Source organism: Streptomyces paromomycinus, from assembly GCF_003865155.1.
GTDB lineage: Bacteria > Actinomycetota > Actinomycetes > Streptomycetales > Streptomycetaceae > Streptomyces > Streptomyces chrestomyceticus.
On the sequence record NZ_BHZD01000001.1, the window covers coordinates 6058271 to 6072743 of the forward strand.

Consider the following 14473-nt stretch of genomic DNA (forward strand, 5'->3'; position numbering starts at 1 on the left):
CGGGAGCGACGGCGAGGTCGGAGCGGCGGCGGCGTGATCCGAGCAGCGGTGGCGAGGTCAGAGCAGCGGCGGCGCGGCGGACGCGCCGGAGGACTGGGCGGCCCGCTGGAGGGCGCTCGCCAGCAGCGCCAGGTCGGTCGGCCCGTTGCCCAGCTCGCGCAGCGGGCGGCGGGCCGGCGGATCGCCCATCCGCTCCCACTCCAGCGGTACGACCGTGGGGCGGAGCGTGGACGTCCGGGGTATCCGCCCGGTCACCCGGCCGGCCTGGAACGGGGTGACGGAGGAGTCCGCCGCGCGGTGCAGCCGCCCGCGCCCGGGCGGCACCGGCTCGGCCGCGTCCGCAGCCGGGCCCAGCTCCACGCGCAGTCCGGCCGCGCGGTCCGTGGCCGTGTCGGCCGTACGGTCCGGGTGGCCGGTGGCCGCTATCAGGTGCACGCCGAGCGCCACCCCGTCCCGCGCCACCGCCTCCAGCGCCCGCACCACCGAACCGGCCGCCGGGCGGCCCGTACTGCCCAGCGCCGGGGCGACCAGCGCGTCGAAGTCGTCGACCAGCACGAACAGCCGGGACAGCGGCGCGGTCTGCGGCGCCTGCGCCTCGGCACCGCCCCCGGAGGCGCCGCGCGCCCGCAGCCGCAGGGTGCCCGTCGAGGTGGTGTCGCGCTCGGCGGCCGGAGCGCCGGACGGGCCCTCGCCGGGGCGGCGGGGCGCCGGGGTGCGCGGGTCCGGGAGGTGCCGGGCCCGCCACTCGGCGAAGTCCGTGCCGGCCAGGGTCTCGGCGCGCCGCTTCAGCTCGGAGCTGAGCGCCTGCGCGAACTGCCGCATCCGCACCGGGTCGGAGGCCGTCAGGTGGGTGGTCACGTGCGGCAGGTCCGTGCAGAGCCGCAGCCCCTCGCCGCGCTCCGGGCCCGCGCCGTCCACCAGGACGAGGGAGAGCAGGTCCGGGCGGTCGGCGGCGGCGAGCGAGGCGGCCAGCGAGCGCAGCAGTTCCGTCTTGCCGCTGCCCGGGCCGCCGGTCACCAGCAGATGGCAGGCGTCGGTGGCCGGATCGGCGCACAGCGGCCCGTGCGGGCCCGCGCCCAGCACGGCGGCGGCGCCCGCCCGGCCGGGGTCCGAGGCGGCGGCCCAACGGGCCATCAGGGAGGCCGGGGTGGCCCGCGCCAGGCCCAGCTCGTCCAGCAGCCGGGAGGTGTCCGGCAGCGGTACGGCGGCGCTGCGCGCCGGGCGCCCGCCGAGGCCCTCGCCGGTGTCCGCCTCGCGCAGCGGCGCGAGGGCGCGCGCGAACCGCTCGGCCCAGGCAGCGGAGACCGCGTCGACCGCGGCGACCGTGCCGTTCGGACCCGAGCCGGGCTGGACGACGCGCAGCGCGGTGGCGACGTCGCCGCTCAGCACCGCGACCGCGCCGCACTCGCCGAACGCGGGCGACGCCGCGCGGGCCGCCTCGTACGTCGCGGACAGCGGGAAGGCCGGGGTGGCGGCGGGCGTCTCGGCCAGGCACAGCACGTGGATGCCGGCCGCCGGGCCGTTCGCCGCGAGCCGGGCCGTCGTCTCGCGCAGCGCCGACGAGCCGGGGTCGCCGTCCACGATCAGGAGGGTGTACGGGCCGTTGTAGCGCGCGGCGGCGGAGGCGACGGCGGCGCGGTCGGCACCGGCCCAGTGCGGGCCCAGCGGACCGTCGTCGAGGCGGCGCGCCAGCTCGGCCGTACGGGCCGTCGCCTGCTCCTTCTCGTACGCGAGCAGCAGCCGGCAGTCCTGGGCGTGGGCCGGGCGCACCTGGGGGAGCCAGCCGAGCCAGGACCAGTCGGCCAGCCGGTCCTCCAGGGACCGCGCGCGGTCCGTGCTGACCAGCACGATCTCCAGGGTGGCGGGGGAGTGCAGGGCGGCGAGCTGCGCGACGGCGGCGCGCGCGAGGCCGCCGAGCCGGGTGCGCGGTCCGGCGAGCCCCAGGGCGCCCGCCTTGCGCAGCTCGACGGTCACCGGCACGGCGGCCCGGCCGCCGTCCTGCGGGGCGGTGCCGAGCCGGACGGTGAGCGCGTCCGGGTGGTCGGGGCCGCGCTCCCAGAGACGGGGCCCGGGGCCGAGCGCGGTCAGCAGCACCGTCGCCGGGTCCGGCCAGCGCTCGTCCGCGGCCTCGGGGCTCAGCCGCCCGCCGGCGGGCTCGTCCGCCCGGTCCGCCGCTCCGGACACCGCGGCCTGCGACTGCCGCTGCTGCTCCTCCCACACGGTCGGTGCGGGGGCGGGGCCGGTCCCGGCGCGCCCGTCGGCCGGCCGGGCGCCGGTCAGCCGGCGGGCCCAGGCCCCGATGCCGCCCCGGCGCGCGGCCTTGGGGGCCGGCTCCTCCTGGCGCGGATCGTGCCCCTCGGCCGGGGCCAGGTCCTGACCGCCGCCGTGGGTCTGCTCCGAACCGGCGCCGTCCGGGCCGTACGGCGCGTAGTGCTCCTGAGGGCTGCCGGGGTACGGAGTGCCGCGCAGCGGGGTGCCGCGGCGCGCCGGGCTGTCGTACGCGGCGGGCAGCTCCTCCGGCGGCCGCGGGTCACCGTACGAGGCGGGGGCGAACGGCGCGGGGGCGGGTGACGGGACGCTCCGGGCCGCGAGGGGAGCGGCGGGGGAGCTCCGGTGCGGCACCTCGGGCCGCCGGGTGTCCTGACGCGGCACCTCGGGCCGCCGGACGTCCTGATCGTGCGCGGCGGACCGCGCGCCGGGGACGGCGGGGGCGCCGGAAGGCCCGCCGCCCCGGGCCCCCGGGGCGGCGGCGTCCTGCTGGGAGACGCGGAGCTGGCCCTCGCCGTCGGGCGCGCACACCAGGGCGGGGTCGGGCCCGGCAGGCGCGGCCTGGAGGCGCAGCGCGGACTCGCCGATGCGCAGCAGCGCGCCGGGCGGCAGCGGCACCGGGTGCTCACCGACCTCGGCGCCGCCGACGGCCGTCCCGTTGGTCGAGCGGAGGTCGGCGACCAGCACCGCACCGTCCGGTTCGACCGTCACGGCGCAGTGCAGCCGGGAGACGTCCGGGTCGTCGAGGGGCACGTCCGCCTCGGCGGAGCGGCCGACGCGGATAGCGCCCTGGCCGCCGTGCAGGAGGTGGACCCCGCCGGCGTCCGGTCCGGAGACGACCCGCAGCCGGGGCGCGCCGTGCGGCAGGCCGTGCGCCGGGGCTGGTCCGGGGGCGCCGAGGGAGAGCACCGCGCCGTCGATCAGCGGGGGCTCGCCGACCGCCGCGCGCTGCGGGTCCAGCCGCTCGCTGCCCGCGTAGAGCACGACGGTGCCGCCGGAGCCGCCGGTGGCGGCACCGCCTTTGCCGGTGCCGCCGCTGGTGCTGCTGCCGATGTCCGCGCCGGACCCGGCCACGGCGGCCGCGAGGCCGCCCGCGACCGTGGCGAGCGCCGTCCCGGCGGGGGCCGTGACGAGGACGTCGCAGACCCGCGTGGGGTGGCCGCTGCGCGGCCCGAGGACGGTCAGCCGGATCTGCATCGCCGTCAGCGGTCCCTTCCGCCCGGACCGTTCGGCAGGGGCCCGTGACCTCCCCCGCCGCGCCGGGCACTCGGCACGTACAAGTCCCTGGGCGCGGGGATCGTGCTCCCGCGCCGCACGCGCGCGACGGAGGCCCCGCACCCCCACCGCTTCCGTGCTGGGTGCATCCTCGCACCTGCCACTGACAACACGCCCGCCGACCATCACTCAGTGATCTTGATCGGTCGTCCCCGGGCGGAAAAGCACCTGATCGAGCACGGCGAACGGCCGGTTTTCGATCATCGGCGTTCGCTGTTCGGCCTGACGTGGACACCGGGTGCGGCGCGCTCGCAACCATCTGTCCTGAATGCGCGTCTTTCCCCCGAGCCCCGCCCGATCGTCCCGCCGTACGGCCCGTACGGCGGCACTACAGTGGGGCGACGGGCCGCTGCGACCCACCGGCCCGGCAAGGATCGATCACGACCAGGGAGCGCACGTGCGGCCGGTAGGCAGCAAGTACCTGCTTGAGGAGCCGCTGGGACGCGGCGCCACGGGCACCGTCTGGCGTGCCCGTCAGAGGGAGACGGCCGGCGCCGAGGCGTCGGTGGCCGGGGAGCCCGGCGAGACGGTCGCGATCAAGGTCCTCAAGGAGGAGCTGGCGCACGACGCGGACGTCGTCATGCGCTTCCTGCGCGAGCGCTCGGTGCTGCTGCGGCTCACCCACCCGAACATCGTCCGCACCCGCGACCTGGTCGTCGAGGGCGACCTGCTCGCCCTGGTCATGGACCTCGTCGACGGCCCCGACCTGCACCGCCACCTCCGCGACAACGGCCCCTTCAGCCCGGTCGCGGCCGCCCTGCTGACCGCCCAGATCGCCGACGCGCTGGCCGCCAGCCACGCCGACGGCGTGGTGCACCGCGACCTGAAGCCCGCCAACGTCCTGCTCCAGGGCACCGGCGAGGGCGACACCGCCGAGCTGCACCCGATGCTCACCGACTTCGGCATCGCGCGCCTCGCGGACTCGCCCGGCCTGACCCGCACCCACGAATTCGTCGGCACCCCCGCCTACGTGGCGCCGGAGTCCGCCGAGGGCCGCCCGCAGACCTCCGCCGTGGACATCTACGGCGCCGGCATCCTGCTGTACGAGCTCGTCACCGGCCGCCCGCCGTTCGGCGGCGCCAGCGCCCTCGAAGTGCTGCACCGCCACCTCAGCGAGGAGCCGCGCCGCCCGTCCACCGTGCCCGAGCCGCTGTGGACGGTCATCGAGCGCTGTCTGAGCAAGGAGCCGGGCGAGCGGCCCAGCGCCGAGAACCTGGCCCGCGCGCTGCGCACGGTCGCCGCGGGCGTCGGCGTGCACGCGACCCCCGCGCAGGCCGAGGCCGCGCTCGGCGTCGCCGCGCTGCTGGCGCCGGACCCGTCCCCCGCCACGGTGCCCGGCACCGGCACCGGCGGTACGGGCGACGCCGACCCCACCCAGGTGCTGCCGTCCACCGGCGCTACGTACGACCCGGCCGCGGCGACCAGCGTGCTGCCGTCCACCGGCGGCCGGGGCGGGCCCGGCGGCCCGGACGCCGACCCCACCCAGGTGCTCTCCTCCGGCCCCGGTGGCCAGGGGCAGGACTACGGCCAGGGCCAGGACTACGGCCAGGGGTACGGCCGGAACGGCGCCGACCCGACCCGCGCGATGCCGCCCGTACCGCCGGGCCCGCCCGGTGGCCAGCCCGAGGGCCCGCACCCGTGGGAGTCCCAGATGCGGGCCGCCCGGGACCGCAACGAGCAGACGCAGTACCTGGACCCGGGCCAGGACCCGCTGCGCCGCCGCCCGCAGCGCCAGCCCGCGCAGCCGCAGCAGCCCCCGCAGCCTCCGCAGCAGCGCCCCCAGCAGCAGCCGCCGCAGTACCAGCAGCCGCCCGCGCCGTACCAGCAGCAGGCCCCCGCGCCCTACCAGCCGCCGCAGCACCAGCCCCAGCAGGCGCCGCGCCGGCAGCAGCCGCCGCCCCAGCGCTACGAGCCCGAGCCGCCGCCCCGGGAGCGCGAGCCCCGGCCGCGCCGCGAGCCCCGGCAGCGCAGCGCCAACCCGATGCGCATCCCGGGCCTGGGCTGCCTCAAGGGCTGCCTGTTCGTCCTGGTGATCCTGTTCGTCGGCGGCTGGGCGGTCTGGGAGTTCTCCCCGCTCCAGGAGTGGATCGGCACGACCAAGGGCTACTTCGAACAGATCGGCGACGTCATCGGCAGCGTCCGGGACTTCTTCAACGACGTCGGCACCTGGTTCAAGTGACGTCCGGTGCCCGCGACCTCGGCGGCCGCCGAGGTCGCGGGGCCGCTCCGGCACGCCCGCCGAGGGAGCGCCGCGCTCGCGTCCGGCACGGTGACCAAGGGGATTTGTCGACTTCCAGCGGGCGATTTCCCCCACAGAAGTGATACCTGGGCCCATCCTGGGCACGGAACCCCCCGGCACCCGCGTAGCTTTGACGCCACCTTCAGCCCCCTGAGGACGCTCAGCGGGCCCGACACGTCGGAGCAGTCTTGGCACGGAAGATCGGCAGCCGGTACACCGCCCACCAGATCCTTGGCCGCGGCAGTGCCGGCACGGTATGGCTCGGCGACGGACCCGAGGGGGCCGTCGCCATCAAGCTGCTGCGTGAGGACCTGGCCGCCGACCAGGAGCTGGTCGGCCGCTTCGTCCAGGAGCGCGCGGCACTGCTGGGCCTGGACCACCCGCACGTCGTCGGCGTGCGCGACCTGGTCGTCGACGGCAACGACCTCGCCCTGGTCATGGACCTCGTCCGCGGCACGGACCTGCGCACCCGCCTGGAGCGGGAGCGACGGCTCGCCCCGGAGGCCGCCGTCGCCGTCGCCGCCGACGTGGCCGACGGCCTCGCCGCCGCCCACAAGGCCGGCATCGTGCACCGCGACGTCAAGCCCGAGAACGTCCTGCTGGACATGCAGGGGCCGCTCGGGCCCGGCGGCGCCCACCCCGCGCTCCTCACCGACTTCGGCATCGCCCGCCTCGTCGACACACCGCGCCGCGCCCTCCCGCAGCCCCCGGCCGCCGGGAACCTGCGCTCGGCCAAGGTGATCGGCACCCCCGACTACCTCGCGCCCGAGATCATCGAGGGCCTGCCGCCGCGCGCGTCCGTCGACGTGTACGCGCTCGCCACGGTGCTGTACGAGATGCTCGCCGGCTTCACCCCGTTCGGCGGCGGCCACCCCGGCGCGGTGCTGCGCCGCCACGTCACCGAGGCCGTGGCGCCGCTGCCCGGCATCCCGGACGAACTGTGGCAGCTCCTTCTCCAGTGCCTGGCCAAGGCGCCCGCCTCCCGGCTGCGCGCCCCCGAACTGGCCACCCGGCTGCGCGAGATCCTGCCCGGCCTGGCGGGCCACCCGCCGCTGGACATCGACGAGCCCGACGGCGACCAGGCCGCCGAGGAGGCGGCGGACACCGCCACCGGTCCGTACGTGTCCGGTGCCACCGGGTCCGCTCCGGGCGCGTACGACGAAGCCCTCTACCCGCCGGTCGCGCCCGGCGGCTCCCGCCCGCGCGGCGCCGTACCCCTCGTCCACGGCTCGGCCGCCCCCGACTCGAACCGCGAGACGCACACCAGCATGCGCGTCCCCGGCCCGGACGAGCTGGCGGGCGGCGCGCACGGCACGGCCCGCGCCCCGCGCGCCGCGGGCGAGCCGCGGGCCGGCTCGGCCCGGCACCGCGAGGCGGTACGCCGCCGCCGGGTGAAACTGGGGCTGGCCGCCGCGGCGGTGGTGGCCGCCGCCGGGCTCGGCGGCTGGTTCGCCTCCCAGCACGGCGACTCCGGCGAGGACGCCAAGCCGGACGTCCGGCACTCCGACGCGGCGACCCCGCGGCCCACCCGCTGACCTGGGGCGACACCCCGCCCCGCCGCCCTCCTCGCGCCGCCGCCCCACGAGCGGCGCGAGGCTCGGGGCACGCAGGCGGCGGCAGCCGTTAGGCTGGGGTGCGTGGCAGTCGTCGATGTATCCGAAGAGCTGAAGTCCCTCTCCTCGACCATGGGGTCGATCGAGGCCGTCCTGGACCTCGACAAGATGAGGGCCGATATCGCCGCGCTTGAGGAGCAGGCAGCGGCGCCGTCCCTCTGGGACGACCCGGAGAGCGCACAGAAGATCACCAGTCGGCTGTCCTACCTCCAGGGCCAGCTGCGCCGGGCCGAGGAACTGCGCGGCCGGGTCGACGACGTCGGTGTGCTCTTCGAGCTCGCCGAGGCCGAGGGTGACGACGAGACCCGTGCCGAGGCCGAGAAGGAGCTGGCCGACGTCCGCAAGGCCGTCGACGAGCTGGAGGTCCGCACGCTGCTGTCGGGCGAGTACGACTCCCGCGAGGCCGTCGTCAACATCCGCGCCGAGGCCGGCGGCGTGGACGCCGCCGACTTCGCCGAGAAGCTCCAGCGCATGTACCTGCGCTGGGCCGAGCGGCACGGCTACAAGACCGAGCTGTACGAGACCTCGTACGCCGAAGAGGCCGGCATCAAGTCGACCACCTTCGCCGTCCAGGTGCCGTACGCCTACGGCACCCTCTCCGTCGAGCAGGGCACCCACCGCCTCGTGCGCATCTCGCCCTTCGACAACCAGGGCCGCCGCCAGACGTCCTTCGCGGGCGTCGAGGTGCTGCCGGTGGTCGAGCAGACCGACCACATCGACATCGACGAGTCCGACCTGCGCGTCGACGTGTACCGCTCCTCCGGCCCCGGCGGCCAGGGCGTCAACACGACCGACTCCGCGGTGCGCCTGACGCACATCCCGACCGGCATCGTCGTCTCCTGCCAGAACGAGCGCTCGCAGATCCAGAACAAGGCGACCGCGATGAACGTCCTCCAGGCGAAGCTGCTCGAACGCCGCCGCCAGGAGGAGCAGGCCAAGATGGACGCCCTCAAGGGCGACGGCGGCAATTCCTGGGGCAACCAGATGCGGTCGTACGTGCTGCACCCGTACCAGATGGTCAAGGACCTGCGCACCGAGTTCGAGGTCGGCAACCCGCAGTCCGTGCTCGACGGCGACATCGACGGCTTCCTGGAGGCGGGCATCCGCTGGCGCAAGCAGCAGGAGCAGGGAAAGTAAGCCGGCCGGCCGCCGGGCCGGAAGGTCGCCGAGTCGATAAACCGGTAAGCCGCGGCTGAAGGCCTTATGGATTTTCTGTGAAAACAACTGCCGCTTTCTGAGCGGCAGTTGTTTTTGCTGCCGTTCGGCCGTGTGGCAATTTGGTCACAGTCATACGTCCATGGACCCCGCAACTCCTCTCAATTCGGTCATCGCGCCTTTATTTGACCTTGACGACGCTGTGAGAACTGGGAAGGGTGGTACGCGGCATGCGTATGTCCGGGGCGTGCGTGTGAACGGGGAAATGAGTGCAACGGCCGCAGGGCGGTACCGCGACTCGCCTACCCGGGTCGGCCGCTGCCCCGAACGGCGATGCTCCATGGATGAGTAGAGCTACTGGGGGTAGCAGCACATGACGAAAAAGACGCGGCTGCGTGTAGCGCGTATCGCGGCCGGCGCGGTGATCGCGGCCGGCGCGTCGCTCACCGCGGCCGGCGCGGCCTCCGCGGTCGGCAACGAGCCGACGACGGCGGGGTCCAGCAGTTCCGGCGGTCTGGGTGGCCTCATCGACGACCTGCTCAGCGGCGGCGGTGACTCCGGCGGCAGCGAGACGGCCGGTCAGATCGGCGGCACCGGCGGCAGCGAGACCGGTGGTTCCGAGACCGGCGGCAGCCAGACCGGTGGTTCCGAGACCGGTGGCAGCCAGACCGGTGGCAGCGAGACCGGTGGTCAGAGCGGCAGCCAGACCGGTGGTTCCGAGACCGGTGGCAGCCAGACCGGTGGTTCCGAGACCGGTGGGCAGTCGGGCAGCCAGACCGGCGGCAGCGAGACCGGTGGTCAGAGCGGCAGCCAGACCGGCGGCAGCGAGACCGGTGGTCAGAGCGGCAGCCAGACCGGCGGCAACGAGACCGGCGGTCAGTCGGGCAGCCAGACCGGCGGCAACGAGACCGGTGGTCAGAGCGGCAGCCAGACCGGCGGCAACCAGAACGGCGGCCAGTCCGGCAGCCAGACCGGCGGCAACGGGAACGGCGGCCAGTCCGGCGGTTCCTCCACCGGCGGCAGCGGCAGCACCGGCGGCTCCGCCACCGGCGGCAGCGACGACGGCACCGGCACCGGTACCGACAACGAGGGCAGCAAGCCGATCGAGCAGCCCGGCGAGGGCAGCCAGCAGATCGTGGACACCCCCGGCCAGCCGCAGCAGCAGGCCAAGGGTGGCGAGCTGGCGGAGACCGGTGCCTCCGGCACCACCTTCCTGCTCGTCGGCGCGGCGACGATGATCGCCGGTGGCATCGGCTTCCGCCTGATGCCGCGCCTGATCAACAAGAACGGCGGCGCGGCCGCGGCCTGACACCAGGTCCCGCCCCGCACCCGGGGCAGCACATGACGAAGGGCCCGGAGCGCGAGCAGCGCTCCGGGCCCTCCGGCGTCCTCGGCCACGTCCGCGCGCCGGGTGCGGCGACGCTCCGTACGCGGTACGTCACACGGGGCCGCGGGCCCCGAGGTGCCTCAGGCGGCCTGGTGCAGCAGCACCGCGAGCGCGACCAGCGCCACCAGCAACGCCACCACGGCCGCGGGCGTCACCTGGCCGAACAGCCCGTTCTCCTGCAGCCGTTCCCTGCTGGCCCGGCACACGGGGCAGCGGCCCTCGTTCACAGGGGCCGCGCAGTTGGCGCACACCAGCCGGTCGTACGTCATGCGACCTCCTCCTCAACCGCTGCAACGCGCAAGGGACCACGATGGTTCCCCTACCACTTTGCCAGCTCGCCGTCGGAACGGCGCGCCCCGGTCGCCTTCCGGCCTTTTCCGCGGGCCTGCCCGCGCCGCCGGGCCGGAATGTGCTCGTTTTGTCCCCGTAGATGCCGTGAATAAACGCACCAACCCCGAACGGCGACTGCGCCTTCGCGCGAGACTCGCGTAGGGTCACGCTCACCGACAGGAGCCCCAACAGGGGCATCCCGTGCCGCTACCCAGGTCGACCGTGGTGCATCAGTGATCCGATTCGACAACGTCTCCAAGACCTACCCGAAGCAGAACCGCCCCGCCCTCAGGGATGTCTCCCTGGAGATCGAGCGCGGTGAGTTCGTCTTCCTGGTGGGCTCCTCGGGCTCCGGTAAGTCCACCTTCCTGCGTCTGCTCCTGCGGGAGGAGCGTGCCAGCCATGGCGCCGTGCACGTACTGGGCAAGGACCTCGCGAAGCTGTCCAACTGGAAGGTGCCGCAGATGCGGCGCCAGGTGGGCACCGTCTTCCAGGACTTCCGGCTGCTCCCCAACAAGACGGTGGGGCAGAACGTCGCCTTCGCCCTCGAAGTCATCGGCAAGCCGCGCGGCCAGATCCGCAAGACGGTCCCCGAGGTCCTCGACCTCGTCGGCCTCGGCGGCAAGGACGACCGGATGCCGGGCGAGCTGTCCGGTGGTGAGCAGCAGCGCGTCGCCATCGCGCGGGCGTTCGTCAACCGGCCCCTGCTGCTCATCGCGGACGAGCCCACCGGCAACCTCGACCCGCAGACCTCGGTCGGCATCATGAAGCTGCTGGACCGGATCAACCGGACCGGTACGACGGTGGTCATGGCCACCCACGACCAGCAGATCGTCGACCAGATGCGCAAGCGCGTCATGGAACTCGAAAAGGGCCGGCTCGTGCGTGACCAGTCGCGCGGCGTGTACGGCTACCAGCACTAAGCGTGTACGGCCCCCAGCACTGAAAGGACGCCATGCGCGCCCAGTTCGTCCTGTCGGAGATCGGCGTCGGTCTCCGCCGGAATCTCACGATGACCTTCGCGGTCATCGTCTCCGTGGCCCTCTCCCTCGGTCTGTTCGGCGCCTCGCTGCTGATGCGCGACCAGGTCAGCACGATGAAGGGCTATTGGTACGACAAGGTCAACGTCTCCATCTTCTTCTGCAACAAGAACGACGCCGAGACGGGGACCCGCTGCGCCAAGGGTGCGGCCACCCAGCAGCAGAAGAACGACATCAAGGCCGAACTGGACCGGCTGCCGATCGTGCAGAACGTGCAGTACGAGTCCAGCGACCAGGCGTACAAGCACTACAAGGAGCAGTTCGGCGACACGCCCGTGGCGGGCCTGGTCACCCCCGACCAGTTGCCGGAGTCCTTCCGGGTCAAGCTCAAGGACCCCACGAAGTACGAAGTGATCAAATCGGCCTTCTCGGAACGGCCGGGCGTGCAGGAGGTGCAGGACCAGCGGGACACCATCGAGCCGTTGTTCAACCTCCTCAACGGCATGAACATCGCCGCGCTGGTGGTGATGGCGCTGATGCTGGTGGTGGCGCTGATGCTGATCGTCAACACCGTGCGGGTGTCGGCGTTCAGCCGGCGGCGGGAAACCGGGATCATGCGGCTGGTGGGTGCGTCCAGCTTCTACATCCAGATGCCGTTCATCCTGGAGGCGGCCATCGCGGGCCTGCTGGGCGCGGTGTTCGCGTGTGTGCTGATCGTCGGCGGCAAGTGGGTACTGATCAACAACTGGCTGGCCACGAAGATTCTGGTCATCAAGTTCATCGGCTGGGATTCGGTCGTCGCGGTGCTGCCGCTGGTGCTGCTGATCGGCCTGTTGATGCCGGCGCTCGCCGCGTTCTTCGCGCTCCGTAAGTACCTCAAGGTGTGACGTATGCCAAGGGCGCCGTACGGTCAACTCCCCGTACGGCGCTTCTTTCTGTCCTACACTCACCGGCATGACGGGCCCGAGTTTGTTCGCCCGGCCCCGCCGCAGCCGCCGCGGGGCGGCCCTGACGTTGGTCTTCGTGAGCGTGCTGGCGACCGGCGCGGCGGCGGGCACCTGGAAGGAGACCGGGCACCCGGCGGACGGGCAGCAGGTGTCCGGGAGGGCGGCCGAGGGGGCCGGCCACGGCCACCGGCCGGCGCACGCCGGCCGCCCCGCCGGAGCGCACCCGGACGGCTCCGGAGCCGCGGACGACGTCGTCAGCCGCAGTGGTGACCGCTGGTCCACGGCCTTCTCCGCCCGCGAGTACGAGGACTTCCAGCGCGAGCTCGGCGGCGAGTACGTGGGCGTGGGCCTGTGGCTGCGGCAGGCGCCGGACGGCCGCGCCCTGGTCTCCCGGGTACGGCCCGGCAGCCCCGCGGCGGCGGCCGGCCTGCGCCCCGGGGACGACCTGCGCGCGGTGGACGGCGTGGCCTCCCGGGGCAGCCCGGTCACCGAGGTCGTGGCGCGGCTGCGCGGCGACGCCGGACCGGCCGCCGAGGGCCCCGCGCCGGGCGCCGGGAGCGGTGTCACCCTGGAGCTGGTGCGCGGTACGCGCCAGTGGACCGAGACCCTGCGCCGGGCCCGCCTGCGGGACCGGAACGTCGTCACCGACCGTCCCGACGGCCCGGACGGCCCCACCCGGATCAAGGTCGGCGCCTTCACCAGCGGTACGGGCGAGGAGATCCGCCGGGCGGTGCGCACGGCCTCCCCGCGCGGCGGCGTGCTGCTGGACCTGCGCGGCAACACCGGCGGCCTGGTGGACGAGGCGGTCACCGCCGCCTCCGCCTTCCTGGACGGCGGCCTGGTCGCCACGTACGACGTACGCGGCAGCCAGCGCGCCCTGTACGCGAAGGCCGGCGGCAACCCGGACATCCCCGTCGCGGTCCTCGTGGACGGCGGCACGATGAGCGCCGGCGAACTGCTGGCCGGGGCGCTCCAGGACCGCGGCCGCGCGGTCGTCGTGGGCACCCCGACCTTCGGCAAGGGCTCGGTGCAGCTGCCCAGCGCCCAGCCGGACGGCTCGGTCGCCGAGCTGACCGTCGGCCGGTACCGCATGCCGTCGGGGCGGGAAGTGGACGAGCACGGCATCACCCCCGACCTGATCGCCGAGGACGACGCCCCGGCCCGCGCCCGCACGGTATTGAGTGGCCTCGGGGGCGGGGCGTGATGCGAAAATGGCGCCACTATGGCTAAGGCGAACAAGAAGAACAACAAGAAGGACGACGGGACCGGCCGCAAGCTCATCGCCCAGCACAAGAAGGCGCGGCACGACTACCTCATCCTGGACACGTACGAGTGCGGGCTGGTGCTGACCGGCACCGAGGTCAAGTCGCTGCGCCAGGGCCGGGCGTCCCTGGTCGACGGCTTCGTGCAGATCGACCGCGGCGAGGCGTGGCTGCACAACGTGCACATCCCGGAGTACGCCCAGGGCACGTGGACCAACCACAGCGCGCGCCGCAAGCGCAAGCTGCTGCTGCACCGCCTGGAGATCGACAAGCTGGAGTCGAAGTCGCAGGAGACCAGCCACACGATCGTGCCGCTGTCGCTGTACTTCAAGAACGGCCGCGCGAAGGTCGAGATCGCGCTCGCCAAGGGCAAGAAGGAGTACGACAAGCGGCAGACGCTGCGGGAGCAGCAGGACCGGCGCGAGGCGGACCGGGCGATCTCGGCGGCCAAGCGGCGCGAGCGGGCCTGAGCGGCGGCGCGGCCCGCCGCCCCGGGCAGGAATACGCTGGCATCGTCGCGCGTTGGTCACGTACGATGGGCTACGCACCGCACGCCGGTGCAGGCACCACCTTGAAAAAACAACATGGGGATGATCGGTTTCGACAGCGGATGTCGAAGCAGGGGAAGCGAGCCGAGGAAGCGGCAATGATCTCGTAAACCATATGTCGCAAAAAATAATCGCCAACACCAAGCGCGATTCCTTCGCCCTCGCTGCCTAAGTAGCGACCTGCGAAGTGTCAGCCCGGGGGTGTTCCCGACCCGGATCCTGGCATCAGCTAGGGAACTAAACTTCTAGGTCCGGTCACGGGTCCTAGGAGGAAATCAAACAGTGACTGAGCCCGTCGGAGACTTGTCCGCGAGATCTCCGGGGCCGAGAAAATCGCAGCGGACTGCGCTCGGAGAAGCCCTGTTTCCGCACCGTTGGACGCGGGTTCGATTCCCGCCATCTCCACTCGACGGAGAACCGGAGGCCCTGGCCCCCGGACCCGTCACCCCATGTGAGGCGAAGGCCCCGC

The 14473-nt window shown here is 74.0% G+C and carries 10 protein-coding genes and 1 other RNA gene; 9 read left to right on the forward strand and 2 right to left on the reverse strand.

The window, feature by feature from the left end; genetic code table 11:
- Positions 1–57: 57 nt before the first annotated feature.
- Complete coding sequence (locus OEIGOIKO_RS25945) at positions 58–3465, reverse strand: FtsK/SpoIIIE domain-containing protein (protein ID WP_125056033.1); 3408 nt, start codon at positions 3463–3465, stop codon at positions 58–60.
- A gap of 475 nt (positions 3466–3940) precedes the next feature.
- Here OEIGOIKO_RS25945 and OEIGOIKO_RS25950 point away from each other — a divergent pair, with 475 nt between their 5' ends.
- The 4 genes from OEIGOIKO_RS25950 (at position 3941) to OEIGOIKO_RS25965 (ending at position 9859) form a co-directional block, all read left to right on the forward strand.
- Positions 3941–5722 carry a serine/threonine-protein kinase gene (locus OEIGOIKO_RS25950; RefSeq protein ID WP_125056034.1) on the forward strand — a complete coding sequence of 594 codons (1782 nt, stop codon included), beginning with the start codon at positions 3941–3943 and terminating at the stop codon, positions 5720–5722.
- 248 nt (positions 5723–5970) lie between these two features.
- Positions 5971–7317, forward strand: a complete 1347-nt coding sequence (locus tag OEIGOIKO_RS25955; protein ID WP_125056035.1) for a serine/threonine-protein kinase — start codon at positions 5971–5973, stop codon at positions 7315–7317.
- A 102-nt stretch (positions 7318–7419) separates the two neighbouring features.
- On the forward strand, positions 7420–8532 hold the full coding sequence (gene prfB, locus OEIGOIKO_RS25960; RefSeq protein ID WP_031007486.1) for a peptide chain release factor 2: 1113 nt from the start codon (positions 7420–7422) through the stop codon (positions 8530–8532).
- A 391-nt stretch (positions 8533–8923) separates the two neighbouring features.
- Complete coding sequence (locus OEIGOIKO_RS25965) at positions 8924–9859, forward strand: hypothetical protein (RefSeq protein ID WP_125056036.1); 936 nt, start codon at positions 8924–8926, stop codon at positions 9857–9859.
- A gap of 158 nt (positions 9860–10017) precedes the next feature.
- Here OEIGOIKO_RS25965 and OEIGOIKO_RS25970 read toward each other — a convergent pair whose 3' ends face one another.
- A complete protein-coding gene (locus OEIGOIKO_RS25970) occupies positions 10018–10206 on the reverse strand; it encodes a hypothetical protein (RefSeq protein WP_125056037.1) in 189 nt (62 codons plus the stop codon).
- Positions 10207–10500: 294 nt separating this feature from the next.
- On the opposite strand from OEIGOIKO_RS25970, the gene ftsE reads away from it, so the two are divergent.
- From ftsE to ssrA, 5 genes are all read left to right on the forward strand, one after another.
- Positions 10501–11190, forward strand: coding sequence for a cell division ATP-binding protein FtsE (ftsE, locus tag OEIGOIKO_RS25975; RefSeq protein WP_030025118.1), 690 nt, complete (start codon positions 10501–10503; stop codon positions 11188–11190).
- 32 nt (positions 11191–11222) lie between these two features.
- Positions 11223–12134, forward strand: coding sequence for a permease-like cell division protein FtsX (gene ftsX, locus OEIGOIKO_RS25980; protein ID WP_125056038.1), 912 nt, complete (start codon positions 11223–11225; stop codon positions 12132–12134).
- A gap of 67 nt (positions 12135–12201) precedes the next feature.
- Positions 12202–13398, forward strand: a complete 1197-nt coding sequence (locus OEIGOIKO_RS25985; protein WP_125056039.1) for a S41 family peptidase — start codon at positions 12202–12204, stop codon at positions 13396–13398.
- A gap of 18 nt (positions 13399–13416) precedes the next feature.
- Positions 13417–13926, forward strand: coding sequence for an SsrA-binding protein SmpB (gene smpB / locus OEIGOIKO_RS25990; protein ID WP_125046675.1), 510 nt, complete (start codon positions 13417–13419; stop codon positions 13924–13926).
- A 116-nt stretch (positions 13927–14042) separates the two neighbouring features.
- Positions 14043–14412, forward strand: a transfer-messenger RNA (tmRNA) gene (gene ssrA / locus OEIGOIKO_RS25995).
- The last annotated feature ends 61 nt before the right edge of the window (positions 14413–14473 follow it).